Here is a 16,789-nt window from a genome sequence, read left to right as displayed (position 1 = left end):
AGAGGCGCACTGCAGTGCTTTAATGCTTTGTGGTAATTTTAACCGCAAAGAGCGCTGAGATCTACGCAAGGTTCGCAAAGGTTTTTTCCGCATTTTATGTCATCCTGAGGAACGAAGGATCACACGCGGGATTCGACAAAGATTGGTGATATTTTGTGCGGAGTTTCAAGTGCGATTTGCTTCGCCTGTTCATGATCGCTCGAGTCTCCTCACATCGAAAGGATAAGCTTTGTGGTTATTTAATCGCAAAGTTCACAAAGTTTTTTTTTTGAGCAGATTTAGCAGATTCAGCACATTTTTTAATAATCATTCTAATCCTTTAATCTGTGGCAAAAAAAACTTAGCGACTCCGCGCCTTTGCGAGAGTAAAAACAGACCAAAGATAAAAAGCAAAACAAAATATAATAAAAAGACTCAAAGAGGAAAACCTCTGAACCTTTGCCTCTTTGAGCCTTTGTAACTTTAAAAAAAATAATTTGGTTCCAATGAGGAAGAAACCTTAGCCTCTCAGAACCTTAGCAACTTTAAAAAAAATGACATATATAGACATAGGTATCAACCTAACCAACAAACAATTCCAAAACGACACAGACGATGTCGTACAAAACGCACTTGATGCCGACGTATCGCAAATGATACTCACGGGCACCAGCATACGAAACAGTGAAGAATCCGCGAAGATGGCGAGACAGTACCCGGGCGTGCTGTATGCGACGGCGGGAATTCACCCGCATGATGCGAAGAGTTTCGATGCGCAGAGTATTTCGAAACTTCGAAATTTATTAAAGCAGAAACAAGTCGTTTCAGTTGGCGAGTGCGGACTCGATTTTGATCGTGACTTTTCGCCCAGAAATGTGCAGGAAACCTGTTATAAAGCCCAACTCGAATTAGCGATTGAAATACAGAAACCTTTGTTTTTGCACGAAAGAGCAGCTTTTACCAAGTTTATGAACATTACCAAAGACTATTTACCGCAATTGCCCAAAGCCGTGGTGCATTGTTTTACGGGAACGCTGGAGGAAGCCAAAACCTATCTTGATCACGGATTCTATCTGGGTTTTACGGGAGCGATTTCTGATACCAAACGTTTCGCTCATTTAAAAGAAGTGATTCAATACGTACCGCTCGATCGTCTGATGATCGAAACCGATGCGCCGTTTATGCTTCCTAAAAATGTGCCGAACAGCCTTTTGAAGAAATACCACGAACGCCGTTGCGAACCTGCTTTTCTGCCGTATGTGGCCGGTACCATTGCACAGTTTAAAGGAATTACTTTAGCCAAAGTGGCGGAAGAAACGACTCGAAATTCTAAAAGTTTTTTTGGGATTTAGATAAACTTACGATTTAAAAGGATAGATAAACAATAATGACGTTCCTTTTTTAACAGCTAATGTTGTGAAAGTTCCATTTATGGCTTCCATTCGCAGCGACATATTGTTGATACCATTTCCTTTTTGAATCGTATCAGAAAATCCAACTCCGTTATCATTCACCGTAATTTTAAGATCATTCTCAGTCTGTTCAAATTGAATTTGCAGAGTACTTGCCTCACTGTGTTTGTATACATTGTGAACGGCTTCTTTTACTACCAAAAAGAGGTTTCTTCGGGCTTTTACAGATAAATTGGTTTCTTTTTCAATGATATTCGAATCTAGCTGAAATGTTATAGTCGTTTTATCTAAAAAACGTTTGACATAGAGACTCACATATTCTATAAAATTACCAATAGTATCATTTTGAGAATTCAGACTCCAGAGAATTTCTCTCATGGCTAAATTCATATCTTCTGAAGTAGCTATAATGACTTCCAGATCTTCCGAAAAACTTTCTTCAGGCATTTTATATTTTAAAAATTCTGCCTGAAGTTTTATGGCCGAAATTCCGGCACCCAAATCATCATGCATATCTTGGGAAATTCGTTCTCTTTCCAGTTGAATCGCTTTCTGACGTTCTAATTCTTTCTGCAGCAACTGGTTTTGAAACTCGCTTTCTTTGATTTGGTTTTCCTGCTGCTGAATAAGCTGTTTTTTGTTGTAAACAAACACGACCATAATTATAAAACAAACAAATAACAGCATCACCATGATGGCAATGATGTAAGTAAGTTTTATTTCGTGAGGCAGCTCGCTCATTTAGCTGATGTTTTTGTGATTCGCTCATATTTTATAAGGGCATAATAAAATAGAGCATACATGATAAAATTGACTACAGAGCTAATTTTTCTTAGAATTTCTAAGAAAAAAAGATCTTCTTTTTCGAATAAATACATAGGTGTAAACCTAAAAATGATGTAAGTACTCCAGAAAAGTAAAGCGGTTGAAATCCAGAAATTCTGATCGTCGGTAATCTTACCTTCAACCGGAATTTGAAGTTTTTGATAAAACCACAAAATGGAATTAAAAATGTAGAATAAAGCGACCAATATTCCTAGTTGTGGTAAAAACTTTGTGCTTAGAATATCAATAAAAATGAAACAGTAAGATAAAAGGATGAATGAAACGAATAATCCAATTCGCTTAAAATTTCCGATATAGATTTTTGAAAAATAGATTCCAAAAAATAAAATGCAGAATAGTGCATATATATTATAATAAACGGCAAAGTCAAATTGCTTTAAGTAGGCTTTAATTTCTCCAAAGACTTCTAAACTTAAAGTCCCAATTAGATAAATACCCAAATAGTTTTGAGCCGGAAATGTATATTTCCAGCCCAAAACTATTGCTTTTAGTGTTGTTATGCTTAAACAACTTATGTAAACAATTTGTAATACTTCCATTTAGTTAAGGATAAACTCTTCCAAAGTCGTATGCTTGAGCTCTGCCTTTTGAAACACTTTGTGCACGAACAACGATACTTAATTTATTTTGATTTGTAGGCTCTTCAGCATTTTCTTCAAATTTAATCATTTCAAAAAACAATTCTGAGTAACTAGATTCAGGTTTAGCATTAATTAAAAAGTGCTTTAGAATAAAAAAATAGAGGTCTTTAAGTTTATAACTAACTGCTTCTGTATTTTTGATTTGGAGACCACCTATCCAGGTTTTTGAATTAATTGATTGAAGTAATTTATTTTTATAATTGTTACTATATTTTATAAAGACTTCTTTCTCAATTTTTTCTATTTTTTGAGTATTAATTTTGAAAAAGAAATCTTTATCTCCAATTTTTTCGGTTTCTACAGAAGATATAGAAAAACAAATTGAAAATAGATCATTATCATCTTGTATGAAGTATATTTTAAAGTAATCTAGTACCTTCTTTTCTTCTATGGAGGCATTATCATAAGAATTAAATATTTCAGAAATGAAATTTTCTGAATCGATAGAGAAATCATAAATCATATTATCGATTGCTAGTTCTCTTAAAGCTTCATTTCTTGAATCAACCTCCACATCCGGCATAATTTTAAGAACAATTGGTGCGAATGTTTCATAATTTTTTGAGATTGTTTTTTCAGTAACTTTTTCTTGTAGTTTTAGAGTGTCCATAATTTCTAGTTTTTGGTGTTAAACTTGTTAATTGCTTCAATTTTGTTACTTACCTGTAGTTTTCGGTAGATATTGCCAATGTGTTTTTTAATGGTGTCGATGGTGACATTTTTTTTATCGGCAATTTCTTTGTAGAGAAGTCCCTGCGCCAGCAAGTCAAGAACTTCTTTTTCGGTTACAGTCAGTAACGACAAGGTTTGTACTTGTACTTTTGTTTCCTGAAAATGTTGTAAAACGCGCTTTGCAATCGCAAAACTCATAGGGGCACCGCCTTTGTGAGCTTCCTGAATTGCCTGAATGATCTTGTCCAGCGGATCTCCTTTTACCAGATAACCACTTGCACCTGCACGTAATGCCGAAAATATCTTTTCGTCATTTTCAAAACTGGTGCACATAACAAAGGTTGTGCCTGGCATTACGTCTGTTAATTTAAAAACAAGATCAATACCTGATAAATCCTGCAGCTGAATATCCATTAAAACCACGTCTGGTTCCAGGGCTTCCAGTTTTTGCAAAGCATTTTTACCGTTAAAAAACTGAGCCACACATTCCATATCCTGCTGGAAATCGATGATATTTTTTAAGGCCTGATTGTAATTCTTATCATCCTCTACTATGGCTACTTGTATCTTCATGGCGTTACATTTTCTTTTACAAAGTTGTACAATAAGTTCATTGACCGCAATTACCCTTTTGGGTGATATTAGAAATTAACTCAAAAAAGACAAATGGTATTCATGGAATAAACTTACAAAAAATAAAATGAGAATTGTAAAAAATAAAATATCACCCAAAAGGGTAATTGATTGATATACTGTTATCAGGATACTTTTGAGATGTTAACTAAAAACATAGAAATCATGAAAACAATTATGGTAAAAGTTAGAATTAGTGGTGGATTAGCACCCGATTCAATTAGAGTTGAAATCAAAAACGTGGATACTCGTGAAGAAATCGAGTATGAATCTCCAACTTCTTTTAATCAAGATTTTAATATAGAAAGCGGTCGATATACCATTAAACTATTTGGAATGAACCCTATAAAAGGAAAAACAGAGATTGAGGTAGTGGGTAGTTTTACCAGAGGACCATTTCATAATGCTAAAAGAGTGACAGCGAAGCCATTCATTACTGAATTATTTTATTTCGAAATTTAAATAAACAGATCATGAAAAAATATTTTATAAGCTTGCTACTTTTAATGTCTGTTCATGTTGTGTTAGCGCAAGATGAAAAAGTGCAAAAATTCAGAGAAGCTACGGATAATTCAAAATCAGGAAATTACAAAGAAGTTTTGTCTAATTTATTTCAATTAGGAACTAGTAATTTAACGGGGCCAAACAAAAGTGTCGAATTTAATTCTACCTTATACGGTATTAAATCTATTTTTTGGGATAATATCACAACAGATACAGTTTTTTCTAAACAGAAATTTTCAAGAAATTTTGAGTTCAATACGAAGCTTAATTTCGATGAACAGTTTAATTACAAAGGATTTTCTGGCGGAATTACTTACGCTTTAATTAATCAGAGAGACAAAGACGTTGTCAATTTTGCAAAAACTGCACTTGCACTTGATTATAAATTTTGGACTAATGAATTATCTGAAATATATGATAAACTTGTTGATGAATTAGATAAAACAGGTGACAAGAAGTTTAGTGAAAAAATAGAAGCTATAAACATAGCAAGCTCTATACTGACAAATAAAGAATTTGATAAAATAGATGATTCAAATATTTATTTTAATAAAATCATTACTGAATTTGAAAACCGAAACAAATCGATAAAATTGAAAGATTATATTGCGAAAATTCATGAATTAAGAGACCAAGAATATTCCGATCTTGAAAAAAAGGCATTATGGACGGTTTCTTTAAATGGAACTACTAACGATAAGGGAAATAATAAGAAACTTACTTTCGGGACTGTTTTTTTGCAAGGTTTTAAAAACCTGGAATTAGATATTAGATCAAATTTAGTTTACTCCGACACTTTAATAGAGAAGAGTGTTCAAAGATTAGAATTGAGAAATTCTGCTGGTCTTAACTATAAAATGTTTAAAAGAAATGAACAAAGTGTATTTGAAATAAAATTATATATGGAGTATAATTCGATTTTGAAAAATCAATTGCCTGATGAAAAAAAGAATACTTTTTTAGCGAGTTCCGATTTCAGAATTCGTGTAACTAAAGATATTTGGATTCCTTTAACGATCAAGTATGATATTGAGAAATCTAATTTTCTAGGTTTTTTGAATATTACTTATAATTTTGGAAAAGAGGACAAAGATAAACTCGTCTTAAATGAATAAATTTTATAGTTTTTCATTGAGTAAAACACTGCTGCGCAAAATAATTACGCAGCAGTGTTTTTATTTTGGAACTTGAGAAAAAGCTCTTGTTTAAATCAGGTGTTTCTACTTGGTTTGAGGGCTTTTGGTTTATATATATTAGACTATTCAATTTCCCGATGCGCCGTTTATGCTTCCTAAAAATGTGCCGAACAGCCTTTTGAAGAAATACCACGAACGCCGTTGCGAACCTGCTTTTCTGCCTTTTGTGGCCGGAACAGTTGCATAGTTTAAAGGAGTTTCGGGGATTAGGGTTGCTGAGGAGACAATTAGGAATGCTAAGTTTTTTTTTCGAAATTTAAATTGACCTAATGTGTTTAAAACATATTCATATTAGGTTTTTGCTTAAATGAAGGTTCAACAAGTTTATTCACAGTTCAACGAATTTTACGTATGGTTTACGGATTACCATAATATTAAGAAAATTTTTATAATTAGATTTGAAGATATATTAAAGCAATCTCAGAATTAATCTATGACAGACAAAAAAAATAAAAAAAGTACTGAATTAGTTAAAAAAGTTATTTCAACTAATAAAAGACCTTCTATTTCTCTAAAAACTAAAATCATTTTATGGAGTAAGACAGCTGGTAGGTGTCAGTTTCAAAATTGTCTTGAAGTACTAAATATTGATAAAATTACAAAAACAGATAATAACTCAGCTTATATCGCTCACATTTACGGTTATGCAGCAGGAAGTGAAAGGTATGATAAGATATTTTCACCGAAACTAGAAACAGATATATCTAACTTAATGTTATTATGTGATGTTTGTCATCGTCGAATTGATGAAAAAGGTATAGGTGGAAAAGATTATCCTGCTTCAGTTTTGATTGAGATGAAAAGAGTACATGAAGAAAGAATAGAATTATTAGCATCCATAAAGCCAAATATGGATAGTCATATAGTTATTTATAAAGCAAATATCGGAGAGCATACTCCTGTTATGACCTATGAATCGGTTAGAGAATTTCTTTTGCCCAATAATTATCCTGCTAAGAATAGAGCAATAGATTTGAGTTTTTCAGGAAGTTACTTTAGAGATAAAAATGAAAGCTTTTGGAAGACGGAAGTAGAAAATTTACAGTGTCATTTTGATAGAGATTTATTACCATTGGTAAATGATAAATCAATCCATCATATGTCATTATTTGCTTTTGCACCAATTCCATTACTAATAAAACTTGGAACATTAATTGGGGATAAAGTTTTGACTAGTGTTAAGCAATATGATAGGAACTTGGGGTCGTGGAATTTTTTAAATATTGATACTCAAACTAATTATAAACTAATTAATCATGAGATCAGTAAAACTACAGTTGCTTTAAATATTTCTCTTAGTGGAACAATTAGCAATGATAGAATTACTTCAGTTTTAGGGACAGATTGTAGTATTTACACATTAACAATTGACAAACCTATAAACAGCTTTTTGATAAATAAAAAGCAGTTGGAAGATTTTACACTAAAAATAAGACTTGTGTTTGACTATATTAAATTTAAATATGGTTCAAAAACACCATTGCATATTTTTCCTGCAATGCCAATTTCTACTGCTGTTGAACTTGGAAGATATTGGATGCCTAAAGCTGATATGCCATTAATTATTTATGACGAAAATAAGGTAAATGATGGTTTCTTTAAAACTATAGAAATAAACTAAAAAATGATAAATATGACAGAACAACAAAAACTTGATTTTAGTGAAATACTTGAAACTTTAGGAGAAAATCTTGATATTACAGAAACGCAATATAATGCAGCAATCTCTAGTTATCAAAATGTTGGCAATTGGTTGTCAAAGGAAGATTCAGAACTGAAAACTTACAATCCTTTAATTAGACCGCAAGGCTCATTTATTCTAGGAACTATTATCCAGCCTATTTGTGAAGATGATGACTTAGATATTGATTTGGTTTGTGAATTAAGTAAGAAGAAACATTCTTGGACACAATTTAATTTAAAAGAAATAGTTGGAAATCAATTGAAAGCCCATAAAGGATTGGATGATTTATTAGATGAAGAAGGAAGAAGATGCTGGACTTTAAAATATAGAAAAGATTCAGAAAATATTAAAGAAAGATATCATATGGATATTTTGCCAGCTATTATAAGTGAAGGTTACGAAACTATCTTGAACGAATCATATAAGAGAATGTTTGATGAAAGTGATATTGGTAAACTTTGTTTAAGTATAACCGACAAGGAAAATCAAAATTATTATACGTCAACAGATCCAAAAGAATGGTTAAAAAGCAATCCGTTAGGTTATGCAAAATGGTTTTTTAGTAGAGCAACAATTCAGACTAATAAAATGTTTTCTCTTAATGAAGCTGTTCGTCCAGTACCACGTTTTCAAAAAAATAGATTCCCTTTACAAAGAGTTGTCCAAATATTGAAACGACATAGAGATATAATGTATAGAGATAGGAAAGATAAACTAGACAAGCCTATTTCGGTTATAATTACAACATTAGCATCTAAAGCATACAACAAAGAAACAAATATTATTGAAGCATTAGTTAATGTTATAAATAATATGGAATCTTTCATTAAAGATTATAATCCAATTACTGGAAAGAAAGAGAAATATATTGAAAATCCTGTTAACAAAGAAGAAAATTTTGCAGACAAATGGAATGAGTTTCCAAAAAGAGAAGAAAATTTTTATGAATGGCTAAAAAAAGTTAAGGAAGACGTTGATAATATAACCTCACAATCTGGTTACGGCTTACAAAGGATTAATGAATCAATGCAAATGCCATTTGGAGGTGAATTGGTAAAAAAAACATTCAATAACTATGGTTTAAAAATAAGAAATTTAAGCGAGACAAATAGCTTGAAAGTAGATGTTGCTTCAGGCGCTATAGGTTCTGTTGGCATAAATATGAAAAAAAATAATTTTGAAGGAATAAATGAATAATCAATATCGTAAAAGAGGGCAAACAAAAACTAGAAATGGTTTTAGTTCATCTGCTCAATTATTGAAGATAAAAGAAACGTTTCCTAATATTGAAGTTGTTAAAGAGAAAGGAAATTCTTTTGAGATTAAATTTAAATTACAACCAACTACCCTAAGTCAATTTTATGATATAAAATTGACTTATGATAAATTTATTGGTGTGAAGGTCTATGTTTTATCAGAAAATTTAATTATTGCAAAAAATAGGACTAAATTACCTCATGTATATTCTTCAAAAGATCAAAGACTTTGCCTTTATTCTCCTAGCAAGAATGAGTGGACTAAGGAAAAGCTTATTGTTTCAACAATTATTCCTTGGATAAGTAAATGGCTCTTTTTTTATGAAATATGGTTAATTGATGGAGAGTGGCTTGGCGGCGGACATAATGAGTATGAAATTAAATAGTCGTGATGTATTTATTGGTTTTTTATTTCTGCCACAAAAAGTTGTGGCAAATTTGATTTATATTTTGGTTTTGCCACAACTTCTGTGGCAAAAACATTTTTAATTTTCATTTTGCCACAGAAGTTGCAACAAAATTGATTTTATTTTTGTTTTGTTACAACTTCTGTGACAAAATTTCTGTGACAAATTTTTTATTTTTTATTTTTTTGACACAGGAGTTGTGTCAAAGTTTTTATTTTTTTAAATTTTGACACAACTTTAAAAAAGATATAGTAACAAAAAAAATGCGCAAAATCAAAAGGATGATTTGCGCATTTTGTTATCAGAAGTTCTCTTGGTGAGACTGTTATTTCAATTTCATTAATTTTTCTAAATATTCGACCTTATCTTTTTCTGCCTGAACGAGACGTTCGTACAGCTCGACCACTTTATCAAGAGGATTGAAAGTACAGTGATTATTATTGTTACTTAAATGGCCATTATTAGCACTATTATCGTAAAAATTATTAAAGAAATTAAAAACAGATTCTTCTGTAAAATTTTCGATCGCTTCTACCGTCACGCCAAGTGCTTTTGCAATTAGTACTAGTTTTTCTTTGTCTATATTTTCGCTGGCTTCAATATTCGAAACAGATTGTTGGCTTACTCCAATAGCTTCTGCAAGAATTTCTTGTTTCATTCCGCGAAGTTCTCTGATACGGCTGATATTTCGGCCAATATTTCTGGGTCTGGTTTCTGTGCTCATAATTCAAAGATATTTAATTTTTTTGATAAAAACAGCGATCGGTAAAATACAAGGCTAATTTGGTAATGTACTTTCGGGTGTTTTTTACCCGTTGTAAATATATTCTTTTTCTTACTTTTGTGAAAGCTGTATTTGTCGCATAAATCGTAAAGGAGATTATTTAAAAGTATGAATTACAAAATATCATTTAAGGAAAGAGCGGAGATAAGTATGAAGCAATTAAAAAAGCAGAAACCTGTTACCTTAGAACAGGCCAGAGCGCAAGCAAAATGGCTTAGTGAAATCAGTGTTACAAAAGAAAAAAGGAAAAGAATCTAAAAGAAACTTTACAACCTCATTAACAATCCGGGAAGAATTATATTCTTAAAAAACAAAACTCAAGGCAGATTTTTACTACAAAATCAGGTATTTCTACGGGGTCTCAAAACCGACATTAATTTTAAATTTGAATTGCATTGCTAAAGGTGTTGGCAATGAATGATTTAAGTTGAAAAATGAAAGGATGCCCCAAATCCATAGTGCTCTTTTGCTTTTTACTAAGCAATCTGTTTTTGTTTTCTCAAAACGAACATTTAGTGATCGGGAGAACAACAGGAAAACTGCTGCTTAAAAATAACGTCCCTATTCGGACTTTTGGTTTTACAAACTCTCTTTCGGGACAGGTTACTTTGCCGGGATCTGAGATAAAGGCAAAGGTTGGCGATACTGTTCGGGTTGATTTTTGGAGCATTTCGCAGGGAAATCCGGTCTCTTTATTTTGCAAAGAAATTGATTTTGTTCAATGGGACAAAAACAATAAGGTGATGAAGAAAAAAGAGGCCATTCATCATATGGAGCATGGGTTTTATTCTTTTATAGCCGAAAAACCGGGTACCTATTTGTATTACAGTCCCGAAAATTATCCGTTCAACCTTCAGGCGGGAATGTTTGGCCTCATCATTATTGAACCGAAAGAAAAGGATCTTCTGGCGGCTGAGCCCTTGCGTGAAATTCTTTGGTGCAGCAACGAACTGGATACAAAATGGCACACCGATGCCATCATGGGTACCGAATACGATTCTCGTAATAAACCTATTGTTCTTCCGCCCTACAAACCCAATTATTTTTTGATTAACGGACAAGTTGCTTCTGATAGTAAGGGCTTACAATCGTTAGATCGTAAAAACGAAACGGTGCTGCTTCGATTGGTCAATTCGGGATTGTATTTTCATGAAATTGTATTTCCGCCTAATGCAAAATTAAAGCTGAGGTTTGGGAGTGAGACCGCTCTAACAGAATCGGCTAACGGATGCACAGCGGCACTTCATGCGGGAGAAAGTCTGGAAATACTCGTTTCCCTGGAAAATGTGGGAGATACAGAACAATTGATCTACTATTTTACTGATCCTATTTCAAAAAAGAAAGTTTACGAAACGGCTATTGCTGTTTTCAATTAAAATTTAAATCGACGATTATGAAACAACAGTACTTTTATTGGATACTCCTTTTTTCGGTTTCTATTTCATTTGCGCAAAACAAACCTACATTTTCGGTAGTAGGAACTGCGGTCAATAAAGAAAGCGTGCTAAAAAACAAACGGCTTGACATTTCGAAAATCAAGGTCGAAAATATTTCAAATAAACCTATTTATCTGGTTTGGGAAACCGTATCGAATACATTTCCAAAGGAGTGGGATTGCTCGATGTGTCAGCACGGTGCCTGCCAGATTGGGATTCCAAAAGGATCTTCTTTTAATAAACTTAATCCGGATCAGCAGGGGTTTATTGCCATTCATGTAATTCCTGCCAACAAAATAGGCAACGGGACGGTGAAATTTAAAATCTACGACAAAGCAAACCCCAAGTATGCTCAGATTTTAACTTTTGAAGTCGAAGTGCTTTAATGTTAACTACCAATTTATTAATCACCCAAAAACAAAAAAATGAAAAAAATTACCATTTTAATCTGTATTATTTTGACTATGGGAATGTCCTATGGTCAAAATAGAAATAATGCGAAATACATTCGATGGAACGTTAATACGCCTCAGGGATTAGCGAATCTGGAAGCGATGAATGTGGCTTTTAAGAAAATGCGCGAAGCGGGCTGCGAAAAAGGAATTTCCTGGTACTATCAGGGAGCGATTCACAGTGTTCCGAAAGAAATTACAGGTCCCAATAAGCTCTGTCCGCAATATCAGACCATCAATGATAAGTTATGGGCATGGGCCGATTGTACGCATAACGGAACACCAAATGCGAAACTACATTTCTTATTATGGCACAGATTTTACATTTGGCATTTAGAAAAAATTATTCGCGACCTGTCCGGAAAAGCCGACTTTGCGCTTCCGTACTGGAATTATGGCAGTAAGGCAGTGTCTCAGAATGTGATGGCAGAACCTTTAAGAGTTCAGTCCGGTTCTCTTTATACTGCTGCGCGATACAGCATTTTGAACAATGGAAAACCAATTTTGCCGAGTCAGGTCAATCAGATTCAGCTGGCTTTAGAAGAATTAAAAACCAATCCTTCTTTTACAGGTGACGCGGGATTTAGCAGAAGCCTTGAGGGTGCCCCTCATGGTTATATGCACAATCTTATCGGTGGGGGATATGCCGATCCAAGTGAAACGTATTACAACGAAATCTACCAAAAAGTTACTTCGGGTTTAATGGCCAATGTAGAGTCGGCCGGATTTGATCCTGTTTTCTGGCTGCATCACAGTATGGTCGACCGAATTTGGGATTCCTGGGACGTTTCGATTTACGGACAGCGCCCTACCTTAGAGCAACTAAAAGCAGATCCGTGGCAATATCAGTTTATAAATCCCGACGGAAGTCGTGTGACTTATACGATGGAGGAAGTATACAACACAGTCTACAACTTAGATTATAAATACGATGATTTACTTTACGGATCTAAAACTCCGGTTGTAGCGGCTAATGAAGCAGCAAAAGCTAAAATTTCATTTCAGGATTCAAAAGAAGAAGTGATTTGGGAGCAAAAAGTGAGTAAAGTATTAGGCACTTCGGCTTTTACCCATAAAGTAAGCAATACCTTTGCGAAAAACACCAATAGAGTTTTTAAAACTGCCAATTCTAAAATAATTCTGAATCTTGATGTAGTGGTTTACAAAGAGCCAAAAGATTATTATACGGTTTATTTGCGTTATCCCGGGAAAAAAGATCAGTATGTAGGTACAATGACTTTCTTTGGAGTAGCTCATGATCATGGAACCGGAGACAGCCACGAAATTGGATCAGACGGTGTAAAACTTAACTACTCTTATTACATTTCGGATGACTTAATTAATTCAGATTCCAGTTATGATATTATTATCAAAAAGGTCGGAGGCGGAGATGCTAAAGTTACTCTTGAAAAAATTAGTGTGATAAAAGCAAATTAAGTTTTTTAGATTTTCTGAAAACGACATTCCAACCATAATCCAAACCCTGCAAATACTGATTTGCAGGGTATTTTTTTGAAATTTAATGCTGCTTTTTTTCGTAGGATTTTTTAACATTTAAAAGATGTTCTTTTAAGAAGATCTTGCTATAAAATTCTTATTTTACAGATTGAAAATAAAAGTCGATAAAAGGGAATAGAAGCACGCCAGTTCAGGATTTGGGCTTACAAAAGAGAGCTTCTTCAGTAAAAAAACGACGATTTTCATTACAACAACATTCAATTACTTTACCTATTTATAGTATACATTTAGAAATAACACTTGTTTTATACGATTACTAATGAAAAAAAGTCTCAAATACATTGATGGAAACTCCGATAAATTCTGGGAAATAAACGTGACAGGATTTGAATTTACGGTAACTTACGGTAAAAACGGAACTTCGGGAACTTCACAGACTAAGAGTTTTTCAACAGATGAAGAATGTTTGCGAAATGCTGAAAAATTAGTCAGCGAAAAACTGAAAAAAGGATATTCTGAAAACGGAGAAGTGAGTATAGCTTCAAAACCAAAAACGGGTAAGGCGGCAAATTCTGCTGCTGTTTTAGAGGAATACGATGCCATTATAAAAGCAAAAGATATTCATTTGATGCTTCCTTTTTTAAAAGAAAATGCAAAAGGAAATGTAGAAGCTTTAAAAAAGCACATCAAAAAAAATAAAAAGTACTGGACCCAATACATCGATTTATCCAAAGAACCGGAATTTTTGAAGAAGAATAAAACCGGTAACAATTGGGGATCATCGTGGGGAACAAGAGGAGATCAAAAACAAAAAGAAATGATCACCCTGAGCGCTATCGCATTGTTTGATAAGGCCGACATTAATTCGTGGGATGAAGTACTGCAATTGCTGGATGAAGCCGATCAGAAATCCTATGTTCTGGATACATTGTTATGGGCAAAACCCAATTGGCTGGAAACTTTTATTCTGGATAAAGTAAAAAGACAAGACTGGGTAAGTGTCAATTACCATATTCTGCGAAAGTTTGAAGAGGAAGGTCTGCTGCAATTCAATCCCGAGTTGTACGCTTTAAGTCTCGCTGCAACAAACGAGTGGCGTGCCAAGACAAAAATCAGAAAATTCATTAATACCCTTGTAAATGATACAAAAGGATATCAGAGAGATATTCCGGAATTGTTTAATTACGAAACCATACTTCACAACAGCTTTTTTCGGGATAATGACAACCAAAGTTATGACGAATTCCAGACCTGGAGCATTGTCTACAAAACCTTATTAGACGAGAAAAAAATGGACCGCAGTTTTTTTATTGAAAATGCCATCCAGATTCAAACCAAAGAATGGAACAACAATCTAAAATCTTTTTTCAGAAAAAGAATCGAAGAATTTAATGCGACAGAAGAAGAACTGATTGTTTTTCAGGAAAATATATTTTCGTTTTTGCACAACGCGTATCCGCCTATTACGAGTTACGGAATTGAATTGGTGAAGAAAATTTATGCACATCCGAAATTCAAAGCCAAATCATTTCTGGAATGGCTGGAACCTTTAATGATGCGTGGCGACTGCAAAGCTGCCATAAAAAATGCGCTTCCGATTTTAGAAAAAATAAGTAAAGCTAATCCGAAAGTAAACAATCAAATTGCCTCTATTCTGGCTGATGTTTATGTGATTTCTGATTTGACTTTACAGGAAAAAGTATCTAAAATTATTCTGAAAATCGGTTCCTCAAAAGATAAAGTGCTGAAAGAAAAACTGAGTACCTATGTTACGTTGATGCAGGGAAATATCAAATCAGGCTTAAGTCCGTTTTTAGATGAGGATGCTTTGATGCCGGACGATGTCGGATTTGAAGAATATCAATTCCAACCTCAAAAAGAACTGGTATTGACCGAAGAAGTGCAACTGCCAAAGGACTGGAACGAAATTTTATTTCAGTTTGGAAACTTCATTGCTTCTGAAGAAGTTCTGGATACCGAAATCCTGATGAATACCTATATTCAGCAAAGAGATTTGTTTCCCGCCGATTACAGCGCGCAGTTACAGCCTTATCAAAAACAATTGAACAAATTCTATTTTGAAAGTGTTCATAAGAACTATATGAAATCGTTTTTGTCTCAGAAAATTGAAAACATCAACAATAAGTTAAGTACTAGAGACAGTCATTACTTAAAAATTAATACACTGGTTTTAATCCGACCGTTATTAGAAAAAGTGCAGCAGAAGATTGAATCTAATTCAAAACTGCCATTGCTTTCTTTCCCCAGTCATAAACCGTATTGGGTCGCTCCTAAAGTTTTGTTGGAGCGTGTAATTGCCTATCAAAAAGCAAACGAAGAAATTGATTCTCTTGATTTGGCGATTGCCATTGCGCGAATGCCGAGAGAAAATACCCATGAAGCACTTCCTTTATTGAATGAAATCGAGGGCGAATTAAAAGCCTTGTTGTCCTACTGTTTGGGAGCAGAAGATAAACTGACGATTGATTCGGGGTCATTAGTTTCAAAACTTTTGGCAACATTAGGAAAAACGACTAAAGAAAGCGGAATATTATCTTTATGGGCCGTTGCAGCCAGAACATTTTATCCGGACCATACTTTTAGCGAATTTGAAAACACCTATTTAAAACAAGTTCCATTTGTGGTTTCGCCATTTCAAACCGAATTCTCCTTTAAAGAAAAATGGAACGAGTGGAACAATTATAAAACACACGAAAAAGAAAGATCGCCTTCGTGGTACGAACTTCGTTTCGAACTGCCACAATACATCAAAACGCCCAATTATCTATTGTACAGTCTTGATATTTACAAAAGATCGAACAGTTGGGATTACAATATAAACTATGGCGGAAATACATTTTACTGGCACAGTCTGACGCCACAAAACCCGGATGCTTTAGTGATGACTTTATTGAACAACTGTGTAGTTCCGGACGGTTCAAAACCGGAATTAAAAGGTTTTCTGGACGTTTTAAACCGACCGGAAATGAGGTTCTCGGATAATGTTTTATTGTTATTCGCGCTTTGTTTCTTCCAGGAAAAGAAAGATTTACGCTTACTGGCCTCCGAAACTTTAATGAACCTGATTGAGAAACAAACAATCGATATAGAGAAGTTTGCTGAGAAGGCGGCTTTTGCAGCAACAGGGAAATATGGTGCTTTTTCGAGATTAACCGATGGAATAATTGCCTTAAAAGATATTTCACCTGTACACAACAGCGCATTGCTGCAGTTCTTTAACGCCTTTTTTGCTCGTTTGGAAGTGAGCGAAAAGCTACCGACAAATTTCAAGAAAATGGTAGAAAACTATGTTGATGTTTTAATCAAAACCAATCAGAAACCGTCAGAAAGCGTCATTGCGTTTTTTGAACAGTGGAAAGATAATGCGTCGCTTAAATCCTTGATTAAGCAAATTTTAAAATAAAGAAA

The 16,789-nt window shown here is 33.8% G+C and carries 16 protein-coding genes; 11 read left to right on the top strand and 5 right to left on the bottom strand.

Annotation, left to right across the window (positions count from 1 at the left end):
- The first annotated feature begins 533 nt into the window (after positions 1-533).
- On the top strand, positions 534-1,331 hold the full coding sequence (locus tag C245_RS0108140) for a TatD family hydrolase (protein WP_017496096.1): 798 nt from the start codon (positions 534-536) through the stop codon (positions 1,329-1,331).
- A gap of 6 nt (positions 1,332-1,337) precedes the next feature.
- On the opposite strand, the gene C245_RS0108135 is transcribed toward C245_RS0108140, so the two are convergent.
- Genes C245_RS0108135 through C245_RS0108120 form a run of 4 tightly spaced genes read right to left on the bottom strand, consistent with a single transcriptional unit; the run spans position 1,338 to position 4,123 of the window.
- On the bottom strand, positions 1,338-2,132 hold the full coding sequence (locus C245_RS0108135; RefSeq protein WP_017496095.1) for a sensor histidine kinase: 795 nt from the start codon (positions 2,130-2,132) through the stop codon (positions 1,338-1,340).
- Complete coding sequence (locus tag C245_RS0108130) at positions 2,129-2,776, bottom strand: hypothetical protein (RefSeq protein WP_017496094.1); 648 nt, start codon at positions 2,774-2,776, stop codon at positions 2,129-2,131. Before C245_RS0108130 ends, C245_RS0108135 begins: the two co-directional genes overlap by 4 nt.
- A gap of 4 nt (positions 2,777-2,780) precedes the next feature.
- Positions 2,781-3,488: a hypothetical protein gene (locus C245_RS0108125; RefSeq protein WP_017496093.1), complete on the bottom strand. Its 708-nt coding sequence runs from the start codon at positions 3,486-3,488 to the stop codon at positions 2,781-2,783.
- Between the two features lie 5 nt (positions 3,489-3,493).
- Entirely contained in the window at positions 3,494-4,123 is a 630-nt protein-coding gene (locus C245_RS0108120; RefSeq protein ID WP_017496092.1) for a response regulator transcription factor, read from the bottom strand.
- A 225-nt stretch (positions 4,124-4,348) separates the two neighbouring features.
- Between C245_RS0108120 and C245_RS0108115 the strand changes: the two genes are divergently transcribed.
- The 5 genes from C245_RS0108115 to C245_RS0108095 all read left to right on the top strand — a co-directional run bounded on the left by C245_RS0108115 (position 4,349) and on the right by C245_RS0108095 (position 9,209).
- The gene (locus tag C245_RS0108115; protein WP_157495799.1) at positions 4,349-4,645 is read left to right on the top strand and encodes a hypothetical protein; all 297 of its coding nucleotides are present in this window, start codon (positions 4,349-4,351) and stop codon (positions 4,643-4,645) included.
- Positions 4,646-4,656: 11 nt separating this feature from the next.
- Positions 4,657-5,802 carry a hypothetical protein gene (locus C245_RS0108110; RefSeq protein WP_157495798.1) on the top strand — a complete coding sequence of 382 codons (1,146 nt, stop codon included), beginning with the start codon at positions 4,657-4,659 and terminating at the stop codon, positions 5,800-5,802.
- Between the two features lie 514 nt (positions 5,803-6,316).
- The gene (locus tag C245_RS0108105) at positions 6,317-7,504 is read left to right on the top strand and encodes an SAVED domain-containing protein (RefSeq protein ID WP_017496089.1); all 1,188 of its coding nucleotides are present in this window, start codon (positions 6,317-6,319) and stop codon (positions 7,502-7,504) included.
- A 12-nt stretch (positions 7,505-7,516) separates the two neighbouring features.
- Positions 7,517-8,764 (top strand): nucleotidyltransferase, encoded by a 1,248-nt coding sequence (locus tag C245_RS0108100; RefSeq protein WP_017496088.1) that lies wholly within the window; start codon positions 7,517-7,519, stop codon positions 8,762-8,764.
- Positions 8,757-9,209 carry a hypothetical protein gene (locus C245_RS0108095; RefSeq protein ID WP_017496087.1) on the top strand — a complete coding sequence of 151 codons (453 nt, stop codon included), beginning with the start codon at positions 8,757-8,759 and terminating at the stop codon, positions 9,207-9,209. The genes C245_RS0108100 and C245_RS0108095 overlap by 8 nt, the downstream gene beginning before the upstream one ends.
- 346 nt (positions 9,210-9,555) lie before the next feature.
- On the opposite strand, the gene C245_RS0108085 is transcribed toward C245_RS0108095, so the two are convergent.
- On the bottom strand, positions 9,556-9,954 hold the full coding sequence (locus tag C245_RS0108085; RefSeq protein WP_017496085.1) for a helix-turn-helix domain-containing protein: 399 nt from the start codon (positions 9,952-9,954) through the stop codon (positions 9,556-9,558).
- A gap of 168 nt (positions 9,955-10,122) precedes the next feature.
- On the opposite strand from C245_RS0108085, the gene C245_RS24365 reads away from it, so the two are divergent.
- From C245_RS24365 to C245_RS0108060, 5 genes are all read left to right on the top strand, one after another.
- Positions 10,123-10,272 carry a hypothetical protein gene (locus C245_RS24365; RefSeq protein ID WP_017496084.1) on the top strand — a complete coding sequence of 50 codons (150 nt, stop codon included), beginning with the start codon at positions 10,123-10,125 and terminating at the stop codon, positions 10,270-10,272.
- A gap of 257 nt (positions 10,273-10,529) precedes the next feature.
- A complete protein-coding gene (locus tag C245_RS0108075) occupies positions 10,530-11,390 on the top strand; it encodes a multicopper oxidase domain-containing protein (RefSeq protein WP_232424342.1) in 861 nt (286 codons plus the stop codon).
- 17 nt (positions 11,391-11,407) lie between these two features.
- A complete protein-coding gene (locus C245_RS0108070) occupies positions 11,408-11,836 on the top strand; it encodes a hypothetical protein (protein ID WP_017496082.1) in 429 nt (142 codons plus the stop codon).
- Between the two features lie 39 nt (positions 11,837-11,875).
- Positions 11,876-13,339, top strand: a complete 1,464-nt coding sequence (locus C245_RS0108065) for a tyrosinase family protein (RefSeq protein WP_017496081.1) — start codon at positions 11,876-11,878, stop codon at positions 13,337-13,339.
- Between the two features lie 340 nt (positions 13,340-13,679).
- Positions 13,680-16,784: a DUF6493 family protein gene (locus C245_RS0108060; RefSeq protein WP_017496080.1), complete on the top strand. Its 3,105-nt coding sequence runs from the start codon at positions 13,680-13,682 to the stop codon at positions 16,782-16,784.
- Positions 16,785-16,789: the final 5 nt, after the last annotated feature.

The organism is Flavobacterium sp. WG21, from assembly GCF_000335775.1.
Taxonomy (GTDB): Bacteria; Bacteroidota; Bacteroidia; order Flavobacteriales; family Flavobacteriaceae; genus Flavobacterium; species Flavobacterium tructae.
The sequence above is the reverse complement of the archived record's forward strand: the minus strand, read 5'-3'. Positions and strand labels throughout refer to the sequence as shown.

Bases quoted from the DNA above. Each gene is read 5' to 3' on its own strand.
- C245_RS0108120 (WP_017496092.1), bottom strand. From the start codon at position 4,123: ATGAAGATACAAGTAGCCATAGTAGAGGATGATAAGAATTACAATCAG.
- C245_RS0108130 (WP_017496094.1), bottom strand. From the start codon at position 2,776: ATGGAAGTATTACAAATTGTTTACATAAGTTGTTTAAGCATAACAACA.
- C245_RS0108100 (WP_017496088.1), top strand. From the start codon at position 7,517: ATGACAGAACAACAAAAACTTGATTTTAGTGAAATACTTGAAACTTTA.
- C245_RS0108140 (WP_017496096.1), top strand. From the start codon at position 534: ATGACATATATAGACATAGGTATCAACCTAACCAACAAACAATTCCAA.
- C245_RS0108115 (WP_157495799.1), top strand. From the start codon at position 4,349: ATGAAAACAATTATGGTAAAAGTTAGAATTAGTGGTGGATTAGCACCC.
- C245_RS0108135 (WP_017496095.1), bottom strand. From the start codon at position 2,132: ATGAGCGAGCTGCCTCACGAAATAAAACTTACTTACATCATTGCCATC.
- C245_RS0108070 (WP_017496082.1), top strand. From the start codon at position 11,408: ATGAAACAACAGTACTTTTATTGGATACTCCTTTTTTCGGTTTCTATT.
- C245_RS0108085 (WP_017496085.1), bottom strand. From the start codon at position 9,954: ATGAGCACAGAAACCAGACCCAGAAATATTGGCCGAAATATCAGCCGT.
- C245_RS0108110 (WP_157495798.1), top strand. From the start codon at position 4,657: ATGAAAAAATATTTTATAAGCTTGCTACTTTTAATGTCTGTTCATGTT.
- C245_RS0108060 (WP_017496080.1), top strand. From the start codon at position 13,680: ATGAAAAAAAGTCTCAAATACATTGATGGAAACTCCGATAAATTCTGG.
- C245_RS0108105 (WP_017496089.1), top strand. From the start codon at position 6,317: ATGACAGACAAAAAAAATAAAAAAAGTACTGAATTAGTTAAAAAAGTT.
- C245_RS0108125 (WP_017496093.1), bottom strand. From the start codon at position 3,488: ATGGACACTCTAAAACTACAAGAAAAAGTTACTGAAAAAACAATCTCA.
- C245_RS0108095 (WP_017496087.1), top strand. From the start codon at position 8,757: ATGAATAATCAATATCGTAAAAGAGGGCAAACAAAAACTAGAAATGGT.
- C245_RS0108065 (WP_017496081.1), top strand. From the start codon at position 11,876: ATGAAAAAAATTACCATTTTAATCTGTATTATTTTGACTATGGGAATG.
- C245_RS24365 (WP_017496084.1), top strand. From the start codon at position 10,123: ATGAATTACAAAATATCATTTAAGGAAAGAGCGGAGATAAGTATGAAG.